General features: G+C 41.3%; 17 protein-coding genes. 12 read left to right on the top strand and 5 right to left on the bottom strand.

Annotated features, from left to right (window positions below; translation table 11 throughout):
- Positions 1-80: 80 nt before the first annotated feature.
- From accC to ACN6MT_RS23150, 6 genes are all read left to right on the top strand, one after another.
- Entirely contained in the window at positions 81-1442 is a 1362-nt protein-coding gene (accC, locus tag ACN6MT_RS23175) for an acetyl-CoA carboxylase biotin carboxylase subunit (RefSeq protein ID WP_419888253.1), read from the top strand.
- A gap of 11 nt (positions 1443-1453) precedes the next feature.
- Positions 1454-1666 (top strand): acetyl-CoA carboxylase biotin carboxyl carrier protein subunit, encoded by a 213-nt coding sequence (locus ACN6MT_RS23170; protein ID WP_419888252.1) that lies wholly within the window; start codon positions 1454-1456, stop codon positions 1664-1666.
- Positions 1667-1698: 32 nt separating this feature from the next.
- Entirely contained in the window at positions 1699-2628 is a 930-nt protein-coding gene (locus ACN6MT_RS23165) for a hydroxymethylglutaryl-CoA lyase (RefSeq protein ID WP_419888251.1), read from the top strand.
- 13 nt (positions 2629-2641) lie between these two features.
- A complete protein-coding gene (locus tag ACN6MT_RS23160; RefSeq protein ID WP_419888250.1) occupies positions 2642-3421 on the top strand; it encodes an enoyl-CoA hydratase in 780 nt (259 codons plus the stop codon).
- A 39-nt stretch (positions 3422-3460) separates the two neighbouring features.
- The gene (locus ACN6MT_RS23155; protein ID WP_419956514.1) at positions 3461-4993 is read left to right on the top strand and encodes an acyl-CoA carboxylase subunit beta; all 1533 of its coding nucleotides are present in this window, start codon (positions 3461-3463) and stop codon (positions 4991-4993) included.
- A 153-nt stretch (positions 4994-5146) separates the two neighbouring features.
- Positions 5147-6493 carry an MmgE/PrpD family protein gene (locus tag ACN6MT_RS23150; protein WP_419888249.1) on the top strand — a complete coding sequence of 449 codons (1347 nt, stop codon included), beginning with the start codon at positions 5147-5149 and terminating at the stop codon, positions 6491-6493.
- 114 nt (positions 6494-6607) lie between these two features.
- On the opposite strand, the gene ACN6MT_RS23145 is transcribed toward ACN6MT_RS23150, so the two are convergent.
- The 4 genes from ACN6MT_RS23145 to ACN6MT_RS23130 form a co-directional block, all read right to left on the bottom strand.
- On the bottom strand, positions 6608-6847 hold the full coding sequence (locus ACN6MT_RS23145; RefSeq protein ID WP_419888248.1) for a hypothetical protein: 240 nt from the start codon (positions 6845-6847) through the stop codon (positions 6608-6610).
- A gap of 27 nt (positions 6848-6874) precedes the next feature.
- Positions 6875-7309, bottom strand: coding sequence for a glycine/sarcosine/betaine reductase selenoprotein B family protein (locus tag ACN6MT_RS23140; RefSeq protein ID WP_419888247.1), 435 nt, complete (start codon positions 7307-7309; stop codon positions 6875-6877).
- 36 nt (positions 7310-7345) lie between these two features.
- Positions 7346-7846 (bottom strand): redoxin domain-containing protein, encoded by a 501-nt coding sequence (locus tag ACN6MT_RS23135; RefSeq protein WP_082799457.1) that lies wholly within the window; start codon positions 7844-7846, stop codon positions 7346-7348.
- A 123-nt stretch (positions 7847-7969) separates the two neighbouring features.
- The gene (locus tag ACN6MT_RS23130; protein ID WP_419888246.1) at positions 7970-8872 is read right to left on the bottom strand and encodes a LysR family transcriptional regulator; all 903 of its coding nucleotides are present in this window, start codon (positions 8870-8872) and stop codon (positions 7970-7972) included.
- Positions 8873-9005: 133 nt separating this feature from the next.
- Here ACN6MT_RS23130 and gltB point away from each other — a divergent pair, with 133 nt between their 5' ends.
- A complete protein-coding gene (gene gltB, locus ACN6MT_RS23125; RefSeq protein WP_419888245.1) occupies positions 9006-13553 on the top strand; it encodes a glutamate synthase large subunit in 4548 nt (1515 codons plus the stop codon).
- 17 nt (positions 13554-13570) lie between these two features.
- Positions 13571-15037, top strand: a complete 1467-nt coding sequence (gltD, locus tag ACN6MT_RS23120; RefSeq protein WP_419888244.1) for a glutamate synthase small subunit — start codon at positions 13571-13573, stop codon at positions 15035-15037.
- 423 nt (positions 15038-15460) lie between these two features.
- On the opposite strand, the gene ACN6MT_RS23115 is transcribed toward gltD, so the two are convergent.
- Positions 15461-16039 (bottom strand): M15 family metallopeptidase, encoded by a 579-nt coding sequence (locus tag ACN6MT_RS23115; protein ID WP_419888243.1) that lies wholly within the window; start codon positions 16037-16039, stop codon positions 15461-15463.
- Between the two features lie 349 nt (positions 16040-16388).
- Here ACN6MT_RS23115 and ACN6MT_RS23110 point away from each other — a divergent pair, with 349 nt between their 5' ends.
- Genes ACN6MT_RS23110 through ACN6MT_RS23095 form a run of 4 tightly spaced genes read left to right on the top strand, consistent with a single transcriptional unit; the run spans position 16389 to position 24148 of the window.
- On the top strand, positions 16389-17459 hold the full coding sequence (locus tag ACN6MT_RS23110) for a Wadjet anti-phage system protein JetD domain-containing protein (RefSeq protein ID WP_419888242.1): 1071 nt from the start codon (positions 16389-16391) through the stop codon (positions 17457-17459).
- On the top strand, positions 17450-18961 hold the full coding sequence (locus tag ACN6MT_RS23105; protein ID WP_419888241.1) for a hypothetical protein: 1512 nt from the start codon (positions 17450-17452) through the stop codon (positions 18959-18961). Before ACN6MT_RS23110 ends, ACN6MT_RS23105 begins: the two co-directional genes overlap by 10 nt.
- Complete coding sequence (locus ACN6MT_RS23100) at positions 18961-19707, top strand: DUF6063 family protein (RefSeq protein ID WP_419888240.1); 747 nt, start codon at positions 18961-18963, stop codon at positions 19705-19707. The genes ACN6MT_RS23105 and ACN6MT_RS23100 overlap by 1 nt, the downstream gene beginning before the upstream one ends.
- On the top strand, positions 19685-24148 hold the full coding sequence (locus tag ACN6MT_RS23095) for a hypothetical protein (protein WP_419888239.1): 4464 nt from the start codon (positions 19685-19687) through the stop codon (positions 24146-24148). Before ACN6MT_RS23100 ends, ACN6MT_RS23095 begins: the two co-directional genes overlap by 23 nt.
- The last annotated feature ends 8 nt before the right edge of the window (positions 24149-24156 follow it).

The raw sequence follows: 24156 nt of genomic DNA, 5'->3' as shown, positions 1-24156 counted from the left end.
AAGATAGTTGAAAAAATGTACCTTTACATATCTTTGTAAGGAAGCTTACGAGTTGATAAAAGCGAGAAAGGGTGGAAAGCATGTTCAAAAAAGTCTTAATTGCTAATCGCGGAGAAATTGCTGTTCGTGTTATCCGTACATGCAAAGCCTTAGGGATTACAACGATTGGAGTCTACTCTGAAGCTGATAGTGATGCCCCGCATGTAAAACTGGCAGATGAGGCCTATTTAATTGGAGGTTCCCGGGTAGCAGAAAGCTATTTAAACATCAATAAAATACTAGAGGTTGCGAAAATCTCAGGGGCAGAGGCAATCCATCCGGGATATGGCTTGCTTTCTGAAAATGCTGAATTTGCCCGTCGTTGTGAGGAAGCAGGGCTAATTTTCATCGGACCTTCTCCAAAGGTAATCTCGAAAATGGGAAGTAAAATTGAATCACGCAAAGTGATGGAAGAAGCAGGTGTTCCTGTTGTACCCGGAATTACTTACCCGCTGGCAGATGCAGAGGAAGCAGTAGAAGTGGCTGATCGCATCGGCTACCCTGTCATGCTGAAAGCCTCTGCTGGGGGCGGAGGAATTGGAATGCAGGTGGTCCATAGCGGAGATGAAGTCCGAAAAGCTTTTGCGGGGAACCAAAAGCGAGCGACAGATTTCTTTGGTGATGGATCGATGTATATAGAAAAATTTGTTTCCAATCCAAGACATATTGAGATTCAAATCTTAGCAGACGGTGAGGGGAATACCGTTTATCTTTGGGAACGTGAATGTTCAATCCAGCGTCGCCATCAAAAGGTTGTAGAAGAAGCCCCATCATCGTTTATCACGGAAGACACCCGTACGAAGATGGGCGAGGCTGCAGTGAAAGCGGCAAAATCAATTGGGTATAAAAATGCAGGAACCATTGAGTTCTTAGTGGATGAAGAGCAAAACTTCTACTTTCTTGAAATGAATACCCGTTTACAAGTAGAGCACCCGGTTACGGAAGAAATTACAGGTTTAGACTTAGTTGAACAACAATTGCAAATTGCTGCAGGTCAACCTTTGAATTTTTCGCAGGAAAATGTAAAACTTGTGGGCCATGCCATCGAGGTTAGAATCTATGCAGAAGACCCTAAGACATTTTTCCCTTCACCTGGAAAAATAACAAAATTAGATCTTCCGAATGGACCGGGAGTGCGACATGAATTAGCTATTCACGGTCAATCCGTCGTTACTCCATTTTATGATCCAATGATTGCGAAGCTAGTTGTTAAAGGCAGCTCTCGTGAAGAGGCTATCAATCGCTTACAAGACGCATTAGCTGATTATCATATTGAAGGAATTAAAACGAACATCCCGATGCTTCAAGAAGTGGTTGCTCATCCGGCATTCCATTCAGGGGATACGACAACAGACTTTGTCAGCAAGTATTTAAAACCAACTAAACCCAACAAGGTAAAATAGGAGGAATTATCATGAATGAAATCATTGCAAGCATGGCAGGAAGTGTATGGAAGGTATTAGTTCAAGTTGGAGACCAGGTAGAAGAAGGCCAGGATGTTGTGATTTTAGAATCAATGAAAATGGAAATTCCGATTGCTGCTGAATTTGATGGGACGGTAAAGGAAGTAAAGGTGGCAGAAGGCGAATTTGTAAATGAAGGCGATGTTATTGTAGTAGTCGAATAAAGCCTATATAAAGGTGGAAAGGAGATGGAGCAATGAAGTGGCCGGCAGGTGTAACGATTAAAGAGGTTGGTCCTCGTGATGGTTTACAAAACGAAAAGAGTTTTATTTCAACAGAGGATAAAATCACTTGGATTAATCAAATGTCAGAAAGTGGACTTAAACATATTGAGATTACTTCGTTTGTTAATCCAAAATGGATCCCTGCACTTTCTGATGCCGTTGCCGTTGCAACTGGAATTACTAAAGTGCCAGGTGTTACCTATACCGCACTCGTTCCAAACCACCAAGGCTTGGAACGGGCTTTTCAAGCAAACATAGATGAAGTCGCTGTATTTATGTCAGCGAGTGAAACTCATAATCTTAAAAACATTAATAAAAATATTGATCAGACTTTACCTGTTTTAAGAGATTTGGTAAGAGACTCCCTGACAGCAGGGAAATCTACCAGAGGTTATGTTTCCACAGTTTTTGGCTGTCCGTATGAAGGAAATGTCGATATCGAAGGTGTCATAAAAGTGTCCGAAGCGTTATTTGAAATGGGGATTGCTGAGCTGTCTCTTGGGGATACGATCGGTGTCGCAAATCCAAAGCAAGTCCAAGAAGTATTGGAAGTATTATTGAAAAGATTTCCGGCAGATAAGCTAGCCATGCATTTTCATGATACAAGGGGAACAGCACTAGCTAACATCTTAGTATCATTAGACATGGGAATTACTACGTTTGATTCGTCCCTTGGCGGCTTAGGGGGATGTCCTTATGCACCTGGTGCATCCGGAAACGTAGCGACAGATGATTTACTCTATATGCTCCACGGGATGGGGATTCATACTGGGGTTGATCAACAAAAGCTGCTATATGCCTCGCAATTCATTCAGGAGAAGATAGGCAGAACATTGCCTAGTAAAAGTTTTCAAGCAGCCAGTTCCGCCGGGCTGGGTGGAATACTTGGAAGCTCCGTTTGAGGAAGGTGAATGTATGAGTAAAATATTAGTTAATAAACTGGATAACGGAATCGTAGTGATTACGCTAAATAGGCCGGAAGCGGCTAATGCTTTATCAATAGAAATGTTAGAGGGGCTCCGCGACGCACTTCTTGCCTGTAAATTTGATGTGTCAGTCCGCTGTATCGTTATAACAGGGGCGGGGGAAAAAGCTTTTTGTGCAGGAGCTGATTTAAAAGAAAGAGCGGGAATGGATAGTGTTCAAGTGAAGAAAACAGTGTCTTTGATCCGCGATACAATCAACTCGTTAGAATCATTACCACAACCCGTCATAGCAGCTGTGAACGGAGTCGCTTTTGGCGGGGGAACTGAACTTGCACTTGCTTGTGATATTCGCATTGCCTCAGAAACGGCCAAGCTTGGTCTAACGGAAACATCCCTGGGGATCATCCCAGGTGCCGGGGGAACACAGCGATTACCTAGATTAGTAGGAAAGGGACGTGCAAAAGAGCTGATTTTTACTGCTAGACGAATTGACGCCAAAGAGGCCCTTGAAATTGGATTAGTAGAGTATACGGTTCCATTTGAAGATTTACTAGATAAAGCATTAGAAGTTGCCGGGCAAATCGTTCGGAATGGCCCGATTGCGGTTACCCAAGCAAAGTTCGCTATTGATAAAGGGTATGATGTTGATCTAAATACCGGTCTTGCCATTGAGCAAAATGCCTATGCAGTGACAATCCCAACAAAAGATCGTTTAGAAGGATTACAGGCATTTAAAGAGAAACGAACTCCAAACTACATTGGAGAATAAGAAACTTACATGAATCGAGGAGGAAAAATGACTGTGGATATGAAACCTCTCCAACAAACGTTAAATGATAGAGTTGAACAAATTAAAAAGGGTGGACCTCCTAAATATCACGAGAAAAACCAAGAGCAGGGGAAATTGTTTGTCCGCGATCGTTTATCATTATTATTTGATTCTGACCTTGAACTAGAGGATGGTCTATTTGCAAACTGTATGGCGGGGGATCTTCCTGCTGACGGAGTTGTGACAGGGATGGGCAAGATAAATGGCCAGACGGTTTGTGTGATGGCCAATGATTCCACCATTAAGGCTGGTTCTTGGGGAGCCCGGACGGTTGAAAAAATTATTCGAATCCAAGAAACAGCTGAAAAACTGCGAGTGCCATTATTATACTTGGTAGATTCCGCTGGAGCGAGGATCACGGATCAGGTGGAAATGTTCCCGGGACGTCGTGGTGCCGGAAGAATCTTTTACAATCAAGTAAAACTTTCAGGAAAAATCCCTCAAATCTGTATTCTATTTGGGCCATCTGCTGCAGGCGGAGCCTATATTCCAGCTTTTTGTGACATTGTTATCATGGTTGATAAAAATGCGTCGATGTACCTGGGGTCACCAAGAATGGCAGAAATGGTTATTGGTGAACATGTAACCTTGGAGGAAATGGGTGGAGCCCGCATGCACTGTTCTGTTTCAGGCTGCGGTGATGTTCTGGCGAAAAATGAAGAGGAAGCCATTTCTATGGCTAGAAACTATCTATCTTACTTTCCAGCTAATTTTTCTGAGAAACCGCCAGTTCGTGAGGCGGTGGAACCAAAACAATTGAAGAAACCATTAGAAGAGTTAATTCCAGTGAATCAAAATTCACCATTTAATATGCTTGATCTAATCAATGGAATCATTGATGAAGGTTCTTTCTATGAGATTAAGAAGCTTTTTGCCGGTGAACTTATCACAGGCCTAGCCCGTATGGAAGGGAAGCCTGTTGGAATAATCGCCAATCAGCCGCGTGTTAAAGGCGGAGTGTTATTCCACGATTCAGCCGATAAAGCGGCGAAATTTATTAATCTTTGTGACGCCTTCCATATTCCGCTTTTATTCCTAGTGGATGTACCTGGATTTATGATTGGTACCAAGGTAGAACGAGCAGGAATCATTCGCCATGGTGCGAAAATGATTTCAGCGATGTCTGAAGCAAGTGTTCCAAAAATTTCAGTTATCGTACGTAAAGCATATGGTGCTGGTCTTTATGCAATGGCTGGCCCAGCATTTGAACCGGATGCTTGTCTTGCTTTACCTTCCGCATCCATTGCGGTTATGGGACCAGAGGCGGCTGTTAATGCGGTCTATGCAAATAAGATTGCTGCGCTGCCAGAAGAGGAGCGTGCTGCATTTATTGAACAAAAACGTGAGGAATATAAAGAGGATATTGATATTTATAATTTGGCTTCCGAGATGGTGATTGACGGAATTATCCCAGCGAACTCATTACGTAAGGAACTTGTCACTCGTTTTGAGGCATATTCTTCAAAATACCTCATTTTCTCAGAACGGAAGCATCCTGTATATCCGGTCTAACTGTTAAGAGTCAATCCAACTTTAAGTGGTAGCTCGCTTTATTTTAATGAAGCGGGCTTTTTGTATGCAAGGAGTTTTTTATAGGGAAAACAGGAAACTAGATGGACATAGTTGAATATTTGACAATAAAACATTTACTAGGGGGAAGCTATTTTGTCATTAAGCCACGAGATTGTACAAGCTATCCGTCAAAGACAGAAGCAAGGAGTGCCAGAGCATATTCGTAAAAAAGCGATTCTTCATATATGTGATACAATTGCCATTTCTTTAGCTTCTTATAAAGGAGCACCGGTCGCTTTAAAATCAATAGCAGGTCTATCAATTGGAGTAACCGGTGGGACAGGGAGAGTAATTGGAAGTGAGCAGCGATTACCTCCTGCCTATGCTGCATTTGCAAATACGGCTTTAGCACATGCTTTAGACTATGATGATATCAATGATTTAGCTAGAATTCATCCAACTCCTGTTACGTTAGCAGCCGCCTTAGCTGCTGCTGACTCTCAAGATTCAAGGAGTACGGATCTTATTACTTCAGTTGCATTAGGAAACGAGTTATTATGCCGGCTTGGGTATGCAATTGAACCTAGGGGAACGGGTTCCGATTCCAAATGGTTTTTAAGTCAACTGTTTGGTTATTTAGGAGCCGCAATTACTGCTGGACTTGTACTTGGATTAGATGATGAGAAGTTAGTTCATGCCTTAGGGCTTGCGTATATGCAAGCGGCAGGTGGAAAAGAGCCGGGAGTGGGGACAGGTTCACAGGCTAGAGCAATTTATCCAGCCTTTGCCTCAATGGGAGGTGTTCAAGCTGCATTTTTAGCCCGAGAAGGGGTGACTGCTCCTGCAAGTTGTTTGGATGGAAAGACAGGTCTTTTTCCAAATTATTTTGGGGAAAATCTAAACGAAAAACAACGGGGTGTATTATTGGATACTGTTACATGGGCTTTTTCCGATACATCTATTAAACTTTATCCTAGCTGCCGTTACTCACATCCGTATATTCAATCAGTCCTTGTTCTTCGAAATCATATTAGTCTTCATGACATCGACCAAATTGTAATCGGAGTAAATGAAACAGCAGGTATGTTATGTCAGCCGCTTGAGGATCGCTGTCATCCTAAAACCTTACAAGATGCTAAATTTAGTATTCCTTTTATGGTTGCCTTTACCTTTGTTAATGGGAGTGTTCACCTGAATAATCTGACGGAGAGTGCTCTTATGGAAACTCAGGTCTTAGAATTAGCTCATCGTATAAAAATAGAGCAAACCCAGGCAAATACACTAGGTATTCCTTTAGGTGATATTAAGGTCAAAACTGCAAATGAAACAAAAAGACATATCGAGCACATACAACCTAAAACATTTTTTAATGAAGTTAAAAAGAAGTTTATCGATTGTTGTCTGTATGCAGACGTTGTCGAACCTGAAGTACTTTGGGAGCAGTTAAGTAATGATTCGGATTTTGACAAATTAGAAAGATTACCAACGATTAATCATTAGAATCTCAAGGATCCGACTACCAATTGACTAAAAACTGTAAGGGTTTCACCCCTTTCAGTGGGGGATATTGTATAAACAGAAAGGGACGGCAATCAAGCCGTCCCTTCTTATTCCTTAATAAGATGGAAAATGAGCATCATGAATATTGCCTGGCTCTTGTCGTTCATTTAGTTCTGCCAGTGCTGCCATTAATACTTTCATTTGTGTTGTTTTATCATGAGGCTTTCCTAGGGAGTGTCCGAATTCGAACCCCACTGGATGGATCGCTCGCGGCGGCCTCATTAAACTGGATTGTTCTACATCTAACGTAATTAGTACGGTTGGAATTCCCTGAGATTCAATGCCGCGCTGCACTGTAACTACAGTGCGATGACAGAGCGGTCAGCCGGCAGTTAAAAGCACCGCATCCGCTTTGGAACGGACTACTTCTTTCACGAGTGCAGGGATTGTTTCCTTATTGATAATGTTTAATCTCATGGAATAACCCATCATGGTCATATGTTTCTCGGCAACCCCGCCTAGGTCTCCATCGTCTACCATTTCCCGAAGTCGATCAATAGGAAAAACACAGTTAATATCCTCTTTCGGAGCATCTGTATTATAATGCTCCTTTGGGGCTGCATGAGTGACGGTTAAATCCTTTGAATTTACGTCTCCTGGAATAATGCGGAAGGTCGCATCTCCTACTGAAGGATCCGTGTTAAATGCCTCTTGGTCCTTTAGATGAACACCAGAAGTAGAAACAATCATAATGGTCATTTCATGCAGTGGTTTGGTACTAGGTGTATATGGGATAGCTTTTCTTGAGAGTTCCATACACAGCCTCCTTATATTCTACTAACATTATTCGATTTAAAGTTTTCGTAAAACATCAAACAATTCTTCGTTATCAGGCTGCTTGTCAAGTGGATGAACATCAATCCATTGAACGATTCCTTCTTTATCAATGATAAAGAGAGCGCGCTCTGAAGCTCCATATGCCGGTTCGCCTTTGTTTTTGCGAAGGACGCCATATTTCTCCGAAACCTCTCCATGTGGATAGAAATCGGAACAAAGCGGATACGATATCCCGCCGATTGATTTTGCCCATGCATCATGACTGTGAACGCTATCGACTGAAATACCCAAGACCTGGGTATCAAAATCTTCAAAACGAGGGAGATCATCCTCGTATGAAGGCATTTGCGCGCCTCAAACTGGGGTCCAATCTAGAGGATAAAAACAAAGAAATACATTTTTGGATCCGCGGAATTCACTCAACGTCACTCTGCGGCCGCCATGGGCTTCCACTGTGAAATCCGGTGCCGGATCACCAACTTTTAAGGTGCTTGTTTCAGTAGCTCCTTGTGGCATGTGATTATCTCCTTTCTAGCTTTAAAATTCACGAACACTGTTTATTATTCCCATGTACATTTTGGATTAATCGGAAATTGATTATATAGTTATCTTTTTTTCTATCGTTTTTACTAGTCTTATTTATTTGAATTGGTCCAATCGGTTGAAGTATTGGATGAGAAATTGATAGAAATTCTTTTCGGAAGGTCCTATTTCCCTGTGTTTAGGAATGATAACCCCAACTGTACGCATGGCCTTTGGTGCTTCTATCGGTATTTTGACTGTGAACCTGGGAACAGAGTCATAGAAAGTACTTTCAGGTAATAAGCTAACGCCGATTCCTGCGGAAACAAGTCCTTTTAAAGCATCCATATCTTCCCCTTCTGACACAATATTCGGTTCAAACCCAGCCTCATGACAGGCATCTACAGCAATTTTTCGAAGGACATATCCATCTGGAAATAAGACAAATGGATCTGTCCGCAAGTCACTTAAAAACAGACTTTTTCTATCAGCCAAAGGATGACGCTGTGGAATCAGCGCAGCGATATTTTCCATAAATAAAATCTTCGTCTCAAGGTCAGGTTCCTTCATGGGGACAGGACCAAGAAAGGCTAAATCGATTTCACCGTTTTTAACGGCATCAATTAAGTAGGCATAGGAGCCATGCCGCAAATGGAAGTTAACATTTGGCGCAACTTCTTTATAAGCCGAAATAAGAGTTGGAAGCCAATAAATGGAAAGACTCGAAGGATACCCAATATGAAGCGTGCCTCCTAAAGGATTAAGATATTCATCTACTTTGTCTTTTCCTTCTTCTAATGTGTTTAGAGCACTTTTCGCAAATTCTAAAAAAATGTTTCCGACCTGTGTAATCTTAATGTTCCTGCCGACCCTTTCTAATAATTTAACCCCTAGCTCTTCTTCCAGTTTGGTAATTTGATAACTAACCGCCGATTGCGCCACGTTTAGATGATCAGCGGCCTCCGTCACATGCTGCCGCTCTGCCACTTCGATTAAATAACGTAATTGACGAAGCTCCAATGCTATTCCTCCTTCTATTTATATAAAAATTAGATTGGTTTGATATAAATTATATATTGTTTGTATTAATTAGAAAACCTAGAATAGTGGATATAAATATTCCGACAATTTCACTAACAGGGAGAGATTAGATATGACGTTTCATCAACTACCAAAAGCACAAGGTCTCTACCGTCCAGAATTTGAACATGATGCTTGTGGTATCGGCTTGTATGCTCACATTAAAGGGAATGCTACACATGATATTGTGGCAAAAGGACTAAAGATGCTTTGTCAATTGGAACATCGCGGCGGACAGGGGAGTGATCCTCTTACAGGCGATGGCGCGGGACTTATGGTTCAAATACCGGATCAATTTTTCCGCAAAGAATGTTCAGAAATCAACTTACCGCAAAAAGGGAAATACGGTGTGGGGATGCTGTTTTTCTCTAAGAACGATGGGGAACGGGAAGAAATTGAAACATATATCACTAAAATGGTCGAACAAGAGGGGCATACGGTGCTTGGCTGGAGAACAGTCCCAGTTAATGCAGAACCAATAGGGGTAACGGCACAGGAAAGCTGTCCTGTGATTCGTCAGTTGTTTGTTGGTGATAACGAAAAAGGTACGGATTCATTAGCGTTTGAACGCAAACTATACGTCATTCGCAAACTGGCAGAAAAATGGGCAAAGACCTCAGAATATCGTTTTTACTTTGCTAGTCTTTCTAGCAGGACGATTGTTTACAAAGGTTTATTAACACCTGAACAAGTTGATCAGTTTTACTTAGATTTGCAGGATGAGACGTTTGTCTCAGCGTTTGCTTTAGTCCATTCGCGTTTTAGTACAAACACATTTCCAAGCTGGGAACGAGCACATCCTAATCGCTATTTAATTCATAATGGCGAGATTAATACACTTCAGGGAAATATTCACTGGATGAAGGCGCGGGAAAAACAATTCGTTTCAGAAGCATTTGGAACGGATTTAGAAAAAGTACTGCCTATTCTCGATACAGAAGGAAGTGATTCTTCCATATTGGATAATGCGCTCGAATTTTTGGTGCTTGCCGGCCGAAAGCCAGCTCACGCAGCCATGATGCTCGTACCAGAGCCATGGTCTGAAAACCCTCATATTTCTGAGGAAAAGCGCGCTTTTTATGAATACCATAGTTCGTTAATGGAGCCTTGGGATGGACCGTCTGCTATTTCTTTCACAGATGGTAAACAAATCGGTGCCATTTTGGATCGGAACGGATTACGTCCGGCTCGCTATTACGTAACAGAAGATGATTATATTATTTTTTCATCAGAGGTTGGCGTCATCGATGTGGAGCCTGAAAAGGTTTTATATAAAGAGCGCCTGCGCCCAGGAAAAATGCTTTTGATTGATTTAGAAGAAGGAAGAATTATTTCTGACGAGGAAATCAAATCACAATTGGCGAGTCAACAGCCGTATCAGCAATGGCTAAATGAACAGCTTGTTCGATTGAACGATAGCGTAGAGGCTGAGGGAGAAATCCCTGCTGATATACTGACCCTTCAAAAAGCCTTTGGATATACGTATGAGGATATTCAAAAATATATCCTTCCAGCAGTAACGGAAGGAAAAGATCCGCTCGGAGCGATGGGAAATGATATGCCTCTTGCTGTATTATCAAACCGGCCACAAAACTTGTTTAACTATTTTAAGCAATTATTTGCCCAAGTAACCAATCCGCCGGTTGACTCGATTCGTGAAGCCATTGTCACTTCAACGATTTCCTATTTAGGAGCAGAGGGGAATTTACTTCATCCATCGGCAGAAAATTGCCGTCGGATTCAGTTGGAGACACCAATCCTAACGAACAGCCAGCTTGAAGATTTAAGAACGAACGAAGCATTTAAAAGCCATGCAATCGACATCCTTTTTACCGAGGATTTAGAGAATAGCCTTAAGGAAATTTGCCGTCAAGCAGAAAAAGCAATTGCAGGCGGTGCAAGCTTAATTATCCTGTCTGATCGTAATATGAATGCAAAAGAAGCTGCCGTTCCATCTTTATTGGCAGCGAGCACCCTTCATCAACACTTGATTCGTGAAGGATTGAGAACGAAAGCAAGCATTATCATTGAAACCGGAGAAGTAAGAGAAGTTCACCATTTTGCTGTACTGCTTGGATATGGTGTGGATGCCATTAACCCTTATCTTGTGTTCGCTACCTATCAGCAAGCTGTTGAGGAAGGAACCATACCATTCACTTATCAAGAAGCGGTGAAGAAGTATATCTATGCCATGACTGAGGGTGTTGTGAAGGTCATGTCAAAAATGGGGATTTCAACCGTGCAAAGCTACCGCGGTGCACAAATTTTTGAAGCGGTGGGGATTGGCACTGATGTCATCAATACCTACTTTACTGGAACAGTTTCACAGCTTGGTGGGATTGGTTTAGACACTATCGCCCAGGAAGCGAAGCTGCGACACGAGGAAGCGTTTGTTGGATCAACCGACAAAACCTTAGAATCAGGCAGTAACTTCCAATGGAGACATGATGGTGAACACCATGCCTTTAACCCTGGAACTATCCATACGTTGCAATGGGCTTGCCGTAACGGTGATTATCAATTATTTAAAAAATACTCAACATTAGCAAATGAAGAAAGACTTGGCTTCTTGCGCAACTTATTCTCCTTTAATGGAACGCGTACAGCTGTACCGATTGAAGAAGTAGAATCAGTGGATTCAATTGTACGCCGCTTTAAAACGGGTGCAATGTCATTTGGGTCGATCAGTAAGGAAGCTCATGAAACATTGGCGATTGCCATGAACCGGTTAGGCGGAAAAAGCAATTCCGGTGAAGGCGGAGAAGATTCTAGCCGATATGAGGTAGATCAAAATGGCGACAACAGAGGAAGTGCGATTAAACAGGTTGCTTCCGGCCGCTTTGGTGTAAAAAGTCATTATCTTGTGAATGCCCAAGAGCTGCAAATCAAAATGGCACAAGGTGCAAAGCCTGGTGAAGGCGGCCAGTTGATGGGTACCAAGGTATATCCATGGGTTGCGGATGTTCGCGGGGCAACGCCGGGAGTCAGCTTAATTTCACCGCCGCCGCACCATGATATTTACTCCATTGAGGATTTAGCCCAGCTAATCCATGATTTAAAAAATGCAAATCGTGATGCGCGCATTAGCGTAAAGCTTGTCTCAAAAGGTGGAGTAGGAACGATTGCCGCAGGAGTAGCAAAAGCGGTGGCAGATGTCATTGTCATCAGCGGTTACGATGGCGGAACAGGTGCCTCCCCGAAAACGAGCATTCAGCATGCCGGATTACCGTGGGAACTTGGGTTAGCAGAAGCACACCAAACGCTCATGCTGAATGGATTACGTGATCGAGTTGTGCTTGAGACAGACGGAAAATTAATGACAGGTAAGGATGTCGTTATGGCGGCTTTGCTTGGAGCGGAGGAATTTGGCTTTGCAACTGCACCGTTAGTTGTTCTTGGCTGTGTGATGATGCGTGTTTGTCATTTGGATACATGTCCTGTTGGGATTGCCACTCAAAACCCAGAGCTTCGCAGAAAGTTCACGGGTGAAGCAGATTATATCGTTAACTTTATGCGTTTCATTGCACAGGAAGTGCGCGAGCTTATGGCTGAACTTGGTTTCAGGACTGTAGAGGAAATGGTCGGCCGCGCAGATGTATTAACCGTAAGTGAGCGGGCAAAAGCACATTGGAAGGCTCAGCATTTGGATTTGAAAGCATTGCTTTACAAGCCTGAAGGTGTGCGTACTTTTAAACGACCACAAAATCATAGAATCAATGAATCTCTTGATATCCAAAAAATTCTACCGGCTGTTCAACCGGCATTAGAACAGGGAACACCGGTTGATTTAAGCTTCCCAATTACGAACATCAATCGGGTGGCTGGTACGATCATCGGAAGTGAAATTTCCAAACGCTACGGTGAAGAAGGGCTTCTGGAAGATACCATTACCTTAAGATTTAATGGTTCTGCCGGCCAAAGCTTTGGTGCTTTTGTACCAAAAGGCTTGACTCTTGAACTGACCGGGGACGCGAATGACTATGTAGGTAAAGGTCTATCTGGAGGAAAGATTATCGTGAAAGCGGATGAGCACACGAAGATTGCTTCTGGAGAAAACGTCATAGCAGGAAATGTGGCATTTATCGGGGCAACTAGCGGCGAGGCTTATGTTAACGGCCGCGCTGGCGAACGTTTTGCTGTTCGAAATAGTGGTATAAATGTCGTAGTTGAGGGCGTTGGTGACCATGGTTGTGAGTATATGACGGGCGGACGCGTCGTTATTTTAGGTGAAGTTGGCAAAAATTTCGCAGCTGGGATGTCTGGCGGAACAGCCTACGTGTTAACAGAAGACAAGGATGCATTTAAGCATTTATGTAATCAAGAATTGATTGAATTTGAATCAGTCTCAACTCCTGCAGAACAGGATGAGCTAAAAAAGTTAATCGAAAACCATTTCCATTACACTCAAAGTGTAAAGGCTAGTTGTGTACTAGAAGACTGGAAAAAGTGTGTCAGAAAATTTGTCAAAGTCATTCCGAAAGATTATAAACGAATGATTGATTTGATTGAAGAGCAAAAATTAGCAGGATTATCGGAAGAAGAAGCAGTCATGAGTGCCTTTTTAGCGAACTCCTCTGCAAAACTAACACATTCTAAACAGCAGGAAGCTGCAAACCGCTAAGAAAGGGGAGAGGAACAATGGGGAAACCAACGGGATTTATGGAATATGCCCGCGAAAAAGTAGGGGAAAGAAATCCGCTGACACGCCAAAACGATTGGAGAGAATATAAGGTTCCTTTTTCTGACGAAAAGTTACGTATACAGGGGGCGCGGTGCATGGATTGCTCGATCCCCTTCTGCCATACGGGAATGGAGATTCAAGGAGCAACATCAGGCTGTCCGATTCACAACCTGATTCCTGAATGGAATGATCTAGTCTACCGCGGCCGTTGGAAAGAAGCACTCGACCGGCTGATGAAAACAAATAATTTTCCTGAGTTTACAGGCAGGGTTTGTCCGGCGCCGTGTGAAGGTTCATGTACGTTAGCCATTTCCGACCCAGCGGTTACAATTAAAAATATTGAACAAGCGATTATTGATAAAGGTTTTGAAAACGGCTGGATTACACCTAGGATTCCAAGGGTACGGACTGGAAAGAAAGTGGCGATTATCGGTTCTGGTCCTGCTGGTTTGGCAGCAGCCGACCAGCTTAATCAAGCTGGCCATTCCGTAACGATTTTTGAGCGTGCCGACCGTCCTGGTGGGTTGTTGATGTATGGAATTCCGAACATGAAGCTTGAAAAAGATGTTGTAGAACGCCGTATTCGTTTATTGACACAGGAAGGCATTGACTTTGTTACGAATACAGAAGTGGGTAAGGATATAACAGCTGCAGATCTTCAAGCACAGTTTGATGCGGTCATTCTTTGTACTGGTGCCCAGAAGCAGCGCGATTTAGTGATTGAAGGCCGTGAAGCAAGGGGTATTCATTTTGCAATGGATTATTTAACTATGGCAACAAAAAGTCTATTAGATTCAACCTTTGAGGATGGTCAATTTATCAATGTTGAAGATAGAGACGTCATTGTTATTGGCGGCGGGGACACAGGTGCTGACTGTGTGGCAACAGCGCTTCGTCAAAAAGCCAAGAGTGTCGTTCAGTTCGGGAAGCACCCGCAATTACCTGGTGAGCGTACTTCTGATAATTTATGGCCAGCGTATCCGAACGTTTTTACCATGGATTATGCTTATAAGGAAGCAGAAGCCAAATTTGGTCAGGATCCTCGTGAATATTCGATTCAAACAAAGAAAATCGTCGCAGATGAGAATGGGAACCTGAAAGAACTTCACACTATCCAAATGGAGAAATTGAAAGATGAAGGCGGCCGTTATTATTTTAAAGAAATCCCTGGGACTGAAAAAGTATGGCCAGCGCAGTTTGTGTTTATCGCAATCGGCTTTGAAGGTACGGAACAGCCTCTGTTAAGCCAATTCGGTGTGAAAGCAGTCAACCAAAAGGTTGCAGCTAAATACGGTGAGTTCAAAACCAACGTTGAAGGAGTGTTCGCTGCAGGTGATGCTAGAAGAGGGCAGAGCCTCATCGTTTGGGCGATCAACGAGGGCAGGGAAGTTGCACAGGAAGTTCATAAATACTTGTTGGGGTGAACCCTAAAGTTTGCATTTGTTGATTAAGAAGCACAACCTAATTAGGGTTGTGCTTTTTGATATATGCACAAGGAGAAAGGAAGTAATGGAGAATCGTGCCCGTGCAGTGAGGTTATTCGAGAAGAAGGGAACGATACTTAGAGAATCGTGCCCGTGCAGTGAGGTTATTCGAAAAGAAGGGAACGATACTCAGAGAATCGTGCCCGTGCAGCGAGGTTATTCGAGAAGAAGGGAACGATACTCTGAGAATCATGCTGCGCAGTGATATTTTTAGAGAAAAGGGAATGGACTTCTCCCAAGAAATGTTCAAGTAATTAAATAGATTGAAAGTTTCAATATAATAGCGGAAACCGAGTATATTAGTATAAAAGGAAACAAAGCACGTCTGACGCAAATGTGCTTTGTTTTTTGTGATTGTTAATATCACTGGGTATCTGCCACGTTAGATGTATCGTCAGGTCTTTCTCCATTCTGCAAATCCGCAATTGTCAGTCCAAAATCCATTTGGAAATGTGGATAATCTTTAAAACCTTTCCAGTCTCCGCCCCACTCAAACCCTAGTGATTTAGCTATTTTCACTACCTCGGACCAATCGGACTTTCCATTCTGATTACGATCATATTGACGATCCCAAATAACGTCTCCTGAAGTAGTTTCAAGAGCAAAATCAATCGCAAGCCCATAATTATGGTAAGACTCTCCACCTTTTGCATTCGTGACAATATTGCCCTCTGCCGTACGTCCTTGCTCATAAATGGTATTCTGCTCCTCTATACTGCGGAAGCCGTCCGTAATCAAAACGACAATTCCTATCTTTGCCGCTTGTTGGACTAATTGGTCGCTTCTTTCCTTTACGATGGGATGAAGCTCTGTTGGTAAGGGTACATCTTTCTTTTGTTCTATGCTTGTTGCTTTAGAAGGTATGGTTTCGTTGTCTTTTAATATAAAAATGGTACTAATTCCTATAGCCAGCAGAAAAAGTAACAGTTTAATCCTTTTCATGGTGCCTCTTCCTTTCAGTTAGAAGACTACTAAGCCGAGCTTGTGTCCTCTTTCTATTTGTCTATCAATCCCTTTTATTCCCTAATATAAACCTTAAACCATTCTTAATAGTATAAAACTAATATGTTACATATTAAACAATCATGAGCTTCTAGTAAAGGACTACTCTATTAATTCTAACATAGGGTCCGCCTTGGCAGATGAGTTAACCGGTGCCTATTTGAACGGGAAATTTTTGTAAGAAAAAATCCATTTACCAACCTTCCCATAACTAGTTTATAATAAAAGGATGTCCAAATTGGATGATAGGAGTCTATTCCTATGAAACTAAGAGATTTTAAGTAGGTGAATGGTCATCGACATCATTGAAACAAGGGTGAGAGGGTTTATTGCTGATATTCAACACCCAAAACAAAAAAAGAAGATTAATATCAACGATTTAGAGATTCAGTTGCGCAGGCTTTTGGATGATTATTTCGAAATGGACGGGTATGCATTGTTCCACCGTGCCATTGAAGCCTTGCAAGCTGAGGGAATTCTTATTCCTATACAAAATAATCAATATAATGGCAGAACACCAGGGCTGCCATTATATTACTGGGTTAATATAAAAGTTCAATCAGCCAAATGGGATCGTCTTGGGATGATGAAATTAAGTGATCAGTTTGATTTTTCCTTTTATGAACGGCACCCCCAATGGCAAACGAAAGACGAATGGGACCGAATCCACCATTTATATTCATTTTTACAATCCGGTCAGGAACGGGAAACTGTCTCAGTCGAAGAAAGAAGCTTGGAGCTCTTTGGCCATGAAAAGTTTCTACTCGACGGTGATAGTTTTCCTGAAGGGAAAGGATTTTTAGCTAGAATAGGAGTATCAGAAGAGCGTCTTAAAATGGTGAACTACGGCGAGCCATTTGTCTTTTGGATGAAGCAAGGGAAAGAAATTAACGATATTCAGCGGATACTGATTGTCGAGAATCTATCTTTCTTCCATACTTCCATTAAGTTATTGGAAGCCAATCAACTTGATTATGAACCTGAACTGATTATTTATGGTGAAGGGACTAAGATTGAACGGAGCTTTTCTTTTTTCTTCCGAATGTTTCCAGTCAAAAACTATCTTTTCTATTACGCAGGTGATTTGGATGCTGCAGGATACGGCATCCTCATTCGGCTTATCGAAAAGTATTCGGATTGCTGTATTCAGCCTGCCTTAAAAATTTATCGGAAAATGCTTGAATGTATAGATCAGCGGAATGAGCAAAAGCAAGGCCAAACACAGAATCCCAAATACCGTGACGCTTTCTTTCAATGGTTTACCGAGGAGGAGCAAAATCTATTAATGCAATTATGGCAGGAAAATAAACGGATTCCGCAAGAAGTCTTAAACATCGAAACTTGGAGGAGATGGCTGTGAACGAATCATGGGAAGGATTTGCCCAGCGAATCCAACGATTAAATCCACTGTTTGAGCTTGGCAGGGGAATGGAAGTAGGGGAATTGAAACCACATATCCAAACTATTCTCATGCAAGTTCTTCTCACCATCTTTTATCGTGAATTAAATGATGATGATCATCGTCGTAAGTCGGATATTAAGTATATGGTGGAAGATTCTATTAAACAAATGAAACTGTTAGCAGACGAAAAGCAAATTGAACGGATTACAAGCGGGCTCCTTTATCAGGGGAAAGAAGAGTATAGTAAACCGTTTGAAGCCTTATATTATGATGAAATAAAACAATCCTGGGAGACACAAACCTTTCGATATGTCACCATGGATGAATTATATACGAATTTGGAGATGGGCGGATCCATTGTATATAAACTCACCGATGTCGCTCAGGAAATGATTTTTATGAGCAGGGAAATGGCAGAGGAATTCTCGATTACGATTGAACAACTCTACAGTATGCAGTTGATTAAAAACGGTAATTTCAGAAAAGCCACTCGTAACCTCGATCACCTCATTTCACGTGTGAACCGCCTAATGGCAAAGGAATTCTCCTTTCAAAAGGAAATGATTAATAATCCCAAAATCTTATTAATTGAAGATGAATGGCAAAGGGCAGACAATCGTGTGGAAATTGAAAAGCAATTTGAAGAAGAGAAAAATCACTTCCGGACGATTACTAGTATGATAGATAAGACAAAACGAAGAAATGAAGAAGATGATTATATTCAAAAAGAATTGATTCTTCTTCAAGAAAAAATTGGCCATACAAGGCAGCTGCATGATCGTTTTGCCAAACTCGTCATTCAAAATATTTCCTATGAGATGAAATTAAAAGCGGAAAACCCTTCATTGTTTTGGGAAAACAGTCTCGTTTCATTTCGAGAGCATTTTTATGAAAATTGGTTATTGAAGGAAGGCGTTCAACGTTTCACTGTCATAGAAAAACTACTATCGCCTTTATTCTCACCGAAGAATGAATTTATCTTGCCGCTTGACTGGATTTGGGGAGAGCAAGAACTCAATGAAAAGCAAGTAACTGATACAATCATTGAAGAGGAACAAGAAGAAGGAATCAAAAGACTACGAGTGACCAACTGGGATTCTGTTATCAAGGCATGGAGTTATGTATTTCAGTTTTTACAAACCAACGGTGAATTTTCATTAACCGATTTAAAAGAGCTGCCATTAGAAGTGCAGGACTTATGGTTTGAAGAATCTGAAACGATTGATTTGTGGATGATGTTCGATAAAAAGCCGCTGAGGGTCCAAGTGCTCCATCGAAAGGAAGAAACCTTAAGCGATGAGAGGGAAATTCTTCTTTATAAACTAATGAAGGAGTATCCACAATTTGAAATGTTTGAAGGTTTAAAGATCTATACGATGTTCGATCATCAGGCGGAACCTTTCCTGTGGTATCAAACGAAAATGACCCCTTTTAAAATTTGTGTAGAGGAGAATAAGTGATGAATGCAGAAACAATCAAAAAAGCATCAGCTGTCTATTTTACTCTATTAAAAGAAAAAGTAATCGACGAAAATAGTGAACACTTCCAAACCTATTTTGATCCGGAAGTAAGACAGACAGTACTATTATTAGCAGACGAATCCGGTACATATATCATTGAAGCACCTAAACGCATCCATTTAGTGGTTCAGCCAACGGGTTCGGTCTTTGCTACCAATTTTACCCATTTAAAAGATAAGCATAAGCAAGTGGAAACGAAAAAACATTTTCATCTAATCAGCATTATCATTATGTCTTTTTTGGCAGCCATCGATCGAAACCAGGCTGCAAAAATCCGCACGAAGCGGGAAGGCATTAGCTTTTATGCATTAGAACGCCAAGTAAATGATCTCATTATGAAATGGGAGAGCCTGCTTAAAAATCAACCGACCTTTGGAGAAGAAGAACGAATTGATATGAAGGAAGTGGTGACCACATGGAAATACATGGAGGTCGATAGTGACGATTTTGGATTAAAAAAGGGAAATAGACGAACCAGAATTGGTTTAATTGCGGGCGCTATGCGCTTATTAGAGAGTGAGGGGCTTATCGTCATATTGGACCGGGACGATATCGCTAAGGTCATTCCAAAACAAGAACTTTTTGAACGGATTGAATACTTGTATCATGATTATGACCGTTATGAACTTTTTAAAAAGTTAATGACATCAGAGGAGGATGAGCATGCCGAAAATCCATCGAATTAGAATTGTCGGCCTGAAGTATGATGGCATGCAAAAGCAATATAAAGATACCACGTTTAATTTCCATAATGAGGAGACATCCACAAATGGGCTGATTGCGATGATGAATGGCGGCGGGAAAGGTGTGTTTCTTCAGACCATTTTCCAGATTCTTAAACCAGGTACCTCTTGGGGAAAGCAAAACAATCGTTATTACCAGCAGTTCTTTTTTAATAATAAAGAGCAATTTATTCCCTATACTTTTCATGTTCTCATACAGTGGGAGTTGGACGGTGCGGACCACCGCCATTTGATAACTGGAGGAATGTTTTCAGCTGAGCAGCGGATTTCGATGAGTGAAGAAAACGAAAATAAAACATTAGAACAGGAAGCCAAGATTCTTCCTAATATAACATTCTATACAAGAGAATTTGAACGGAAGGAAGAAGCTTCCATTGAGCATATTCCGCTCTATGAAAATGGTGAGGTTGCTGAAACCGAAGGCTTAAAAGACTATTTAAAGTGGAATGGATATGACGTTTACCGAGATACGAAAAAGCATTATCGCATTCTTGATACATACGGCATTAACCGTAAAGACTGGGATATTATGAAGGACATTAATAAGGATGAAGGCGGCGTTGGAAAATACTTCGAGGGAGCTGAGGATGATCATTCCCTGTTCCAAAAACGAATCATTCCAACCGTAAGTCAGGTCTTACATCGAACCGAACACCAAAAGAACGATCTAGTGGAGATATTCAAAAGTCAGGCCAGTATCGCAAAGGATCTGCCTGTCCTATTGAAAAGAGAGCAAGCTCATAAAGAGTTTTTAGAAGACATTGTCCCATTTGAAGAGCACTTAGCTAAAGGGGTAGAACATAAAGAAATTGTTCAGGCAAGTATACAAACTGGCAGGCAGCTTCTAGGTGCGCTAGAGCATTTGAAGCAAACAGAAGAGGAAGGTTTGCTTACTCTGCAGAAAGACATAGAGAAACTAATCATTAAGCAAGCAGATTTACGTTATCAAAAGGATAATTTGGAGTTTGCAAAAGCTCACAGAGACGTCATGGATTGGGAAAAGAAATTAGTACAAGAAAAGGAAAAACATGTTTCCTTACAAAGTTTTGTGAAAGAAAAACAGGAACGAAAAGAACAGCTTGCCTTTCAAGCGTTATTGAAAGAATGGAATGAAAATGAACAGAGTATTGTTTCCCTCTCTCAGCAGATTGCAACATTGGAACAAAATAGCGGGTTAGAGCAAGTGAATCAAAGAATGGACGAAATTAAAAAAGAAGCGAGAGAACAATGGAATCATTCTTTTTTATCGATACAAGAAGGGATAAAACAGTATCTAGGGTATCAAAAGTTCTTAACTAAAAAAGCAAAAGAGCTGTCGCAGCAGGATAAACAAAAGACGACAGAGATTGCTCAGCTAAGTTCTGAAATTGATTTTCTTTATACGCAAATGCATAACTTTGATTCTAAGGAAGCAGCACTTATTAAGGAATTTGGCGACCGCTTAACCTATGATTTAAAGGGCTTGACTGACAGTTTCTTGAAGCAAATTGATGAGAAAAAAGCAAGATTAGTAGAGCTGCATACAAAGGATAAGGAATCTAGTGAAAAGCAAAACAAGTTGGCCACTTCCCATGGTACACAAGTTCAATCGATTCAGTACTCAGAAGAGAAATATGAGGAATTAAGCCTTGCAAATGAAAAGCAAAAAGAAAGAGAAGCAAAACTAGTAGATCGGCTTCATGGTTTATTGGATGATGTTACAGCACCGTTAACGCACTCTCTCTTATCCAAGTATAGCCTGCAGATAGAAGAAATATTGAGCAATAACCGCCAACAAGCAGAACAAATGAAAAAAGAACTTTGGGAAACTCAACTAGACCATTCCTTAAACGATGAGCCCTTTTGGATTGCCAATAAAGATGTGAAAGAGTTAAAGGAATGGATTGATGAGAAGACTGGAATTGATGTCTTTTATGGAACTCAATTTCTTCAATCTTTAAGTCCCGAAGAATTGGCGAATACCCTTATTAACGATCCGCTGCTTCCGTACGGCTTGGTCGTAAGCGGGCAGCAATGGAAAAAAATTAACCAGCAGGTTCTCTCAGGAAGAATGTTTAAAAGTCCTGTTCCGATTTTCTTGCGTGAGGAAATGAACAATGAACAGCAACAACCAACCTTTGTTATCATTAACGGAAAAGAGAAAGAGCTTTTAACCGATAAAAATCAATTTACCAGCTGGAAAATAAATATTACAAAACAAATAGAAGACAAGAAAGATACCCTTTTTGAAATTGAAAAAACAGAAACCTCCTTGCGTCGTGTTTTAAAAGAAATCGATCGTTTTTCATCAAGTGAGCTTTCTAGTGATATCGAAAAAGCGATGATTCAGGAACAAAACACTCTTCTTTCTTTGAAAACGAAGCTACAGGAAATTAAGACACAAGAAGAGAAAGAAAAAGAATCACAGCTTGCGTTAAGAGAACAGCTGGAAAAGACAAAAGGCAAGATAGAAAAACTTTCAAAAAATGTTGAGACATTAGAGGGTTTTGATCAGGCAAAAACGCTTCACTTAGAAAATAAACGGGTAAAACTGGAAAAAGAAAAACAGAAGGAAGCCTTGACACTTCAGCAACAAGAAATAGGTAAAGAGCACCAGCAGACCGTTGAATTGCAAAATCAGTGGAATCAAACATACCTAGAATGGAAACTTACCACCGAACAAAATATAAAGGAAATTGCCTTCTTTATTGAAGAAGCCGTTTTTCCTGCCGAACAAAAAGCGGAGCAAAGTGAAGAGGTTCCTAAGCTTTCACCACATTTATTACAAGAGATAAACGGAAGTATTGGGGAGCTAAGGCAGCTGCAAAAATCCAAAGAAGAACAAGCTAGGGAATTACTCGTTCTTCAAGCAAGAAAAGAAACGGAGCAAAAGCAGCAGAAGAAATTAGAGAAAAAACTCCACACCCATGATGAGGAGTGGAATAAAGCGGCCGAACCGGAGGAACCGATTAGTATCTTAGAAAACATGCTGCAAAATGCTCAGAAGGAAGCAAAGGCAGCGGAAAAAGAAGAACGGGAACAAGGAACTGCGGTAACGGTGGCGGAAACTTCCTTAAAGCACGCGACTGAACAGCGTGACAAATTAGGTAAAAAGATAGAAAAGCATGAAAAACAGCCAGAAGCCTGGGAAGATCTTGACTTAGAAGTCAAAGAAGTAGAGATTAAAGATCAAACAAAAGTAACGAAAGAGGAAGTAAAGAAGGCTGAGAAGGTTCAAAAAGAAACAGAAACCAATATTGCGGGATATGAAGGAGACTTATTAACCCTATCGGTTATCCTTAAAGAGGAAGCAGCTGTATTTACGAATAATGATGTTGAAAAAATTAAGAGTCAAGGTAAAGCATGTATCTTATCCTGGTGTGAAGAACATCAAGCGGTTCAAGAAGAAGGTCAGGAAAAACATGCGAAAATTGACCAATCATTGCGCAATCTCAAGCTAACGATTGAAGGGAAGGATTGGGAAGTTCGTTTTAAAAATGAAGTACTAACCACCCTTGACCATTTGGATACGAGGCATTATACGCATATCCAAACCATTGTTAAAAATATGAAGCGTTTTTCACAAAGTGGTTTGGAACAATTAGAACGAGATAAGGAAAGGGCAGAGAAGGCGCAAAACTTCTGGGCTAGCCGTGCAAGCATGAAAGTGATGAGCATTTCAGAGGCAATTCGTTCGATGGTGGCGAAAATGAAGCTGAAAAATGAACGAGGATCTTTCCCGCTCGTCCAGCTTAAAGAAGACATCTTACCTAAAAAGCCTGAAGATATCGAGCCGCTGCTGAAGCAGCATTTTGTTACTGCGATTAACAAAATCACGAAACAATTTGATATGATTGATGATCATAACCGGGCCTTAGACGAAGAAATTAAACAGCTGATTAGTGATGAGCAAATATTATTTGTGTCACTTCGAAACCGTTATCCTGAGGTTTTGGTTTACAACATGCGAACGGATAATGCCTTTATGTACGGGAAGCCGCAAAGAGAGCATTATTCAACCTGGCAGACAATCAATCAAGGTTCTAAGACGAAATCAGACGGCAGTGGCGGACAAAAATTATCTGCGCGAATGGTAATGATGATGATGTTATTGTCGGTTAAAAGTGAAACCGACCATAGCTGGGTACCATTAGTCTGTGATAATCCGTTCGGACAAGCGGCATCGGCACATGTCCTTGACCCGATCTTCGCCGTTGCTGAAAAACTGAAGTTCCAATTCATTGTGGTTACGCCGCCAGAGCTAGTGAAAACAGAAATTAGTCAACGATTCGACGCCTATTATAAATTGGATTTCATTCGTGAAAAAGGAAAAGAAATTGTATCTGACACGATCGTTCCGGCATTTCGGATTTACCAGGGAGAAGAAGTTGGACAGGTGAGATAAATAATGCT

It is taken from the genome of Neobacillus niacini, assembly GCF_048572935.1.
In the GTDB taxonomy this organism is placed as follows: domain Bacteria; phylum Bacillota; class Bacilli; order Bacillales; family Cytobacillaceae; genus Neobacillus; species Neobacillus niacini.
The sequence above is the reverse complement of the archived record's forward strand: the minus strand, read 5'-3'. Positions and strand labels throughout refer to the sequence as shown.

Excerpts from the sequence above, each read along its gene's own strand:
- accC (WP_419888253.1), top strand. The coding sequence starts at position 81 with ATGTTCAAAAAAGTCTTAATTGCTAATCGCGGAGAAATTGCTGTTCGT.
- ACN6MT_RS23170 (WP_419888252.1), top strand. The coding sequence starts at position 1,454 with ATGAATGAAATCATTGCAAGCATGGCAGGAAGTGTATGGAAGGTATTA.
- ACN6MT_RS23165 (WP_419888251.1), top strand. The coding sequence starts at position 1,699 with ATGAAGTGGCCGGCAGGTGTAACGATTAAAGAGGTTGGTCCTCGTGAT.
- ACN6MT_RS23160 (WP_419888250.1), top strand. The coding sequence starts at position 2,642 with ATGAGTAAAATATTAGTTAATAAACTGGATAACGGAATCGTAGTGATT.
- ACN6MT_RS23155 (WP_419956514.1), top strand. The coding sequence starts at position 3,461 with ATGAAACCTCTCCAACAAACGTTAAATGATAGAGTTGAACAAATTAAA.
- ACN6MT_RS23140 (WP_419888247.1), bottom strand. The coding sequence starts at position 7,309 with ATGGAACTCTCAAGAAAAGCTATCCCATATACACCTAGTACCAAACCA.
- gltB (WP_419888245.1), top strand. The coding sequence starts at position 9,006 with ATGACGTTTCATCAACTACCAAAAGCACAAGGTCTCTACCGTCCAGAA.
- gltD (WP_419888244.1), top strand. The coding sequence starts at position 13,571 with ATGGGGAAACCAACGGGATTTATGGAATATGCCCGCGAAAAAGTAGGG.
- ACN6MT_RS23115 (WP_419888243.1), bottom strand. The coding sequence starts at position 16,039 with ATGAAAAGGATTAAACTGTTACTTTTTCTGCTGGCTATAGGAATTAGT.
- ACN6MT_RS23110 (WP_419888242.1), top strand. The coding sequence starts at position 16,389 with ATGGTCATCGACATCATTGAAACAAGGGTGAGAGGGTTTATTGCTGAT.
- ACN6MT_RS23105 (WP_419888241.1), top strand. The coding sequence starts at position 17,450 with ATGGCTGTGAACGAATCATGGGAAGGATTTGCCCAGCGAATCCAACGA.
- ACN6MT_RS23100 (WP_419888240.1), top strand. The coding sequence starts at position 18,961 with ATGAATGCAGAAACAATCAAAAAAGCATCAGCTGTCTATTTTACTCTA.
- ACN6MT_RS23095 (WP_419888239.1), top strand. The coding sequence starts at position 19,685 with ATGCCGAAAATCCATCGAATTAGAATTGTCGGCCTGAAGTATGATGGC.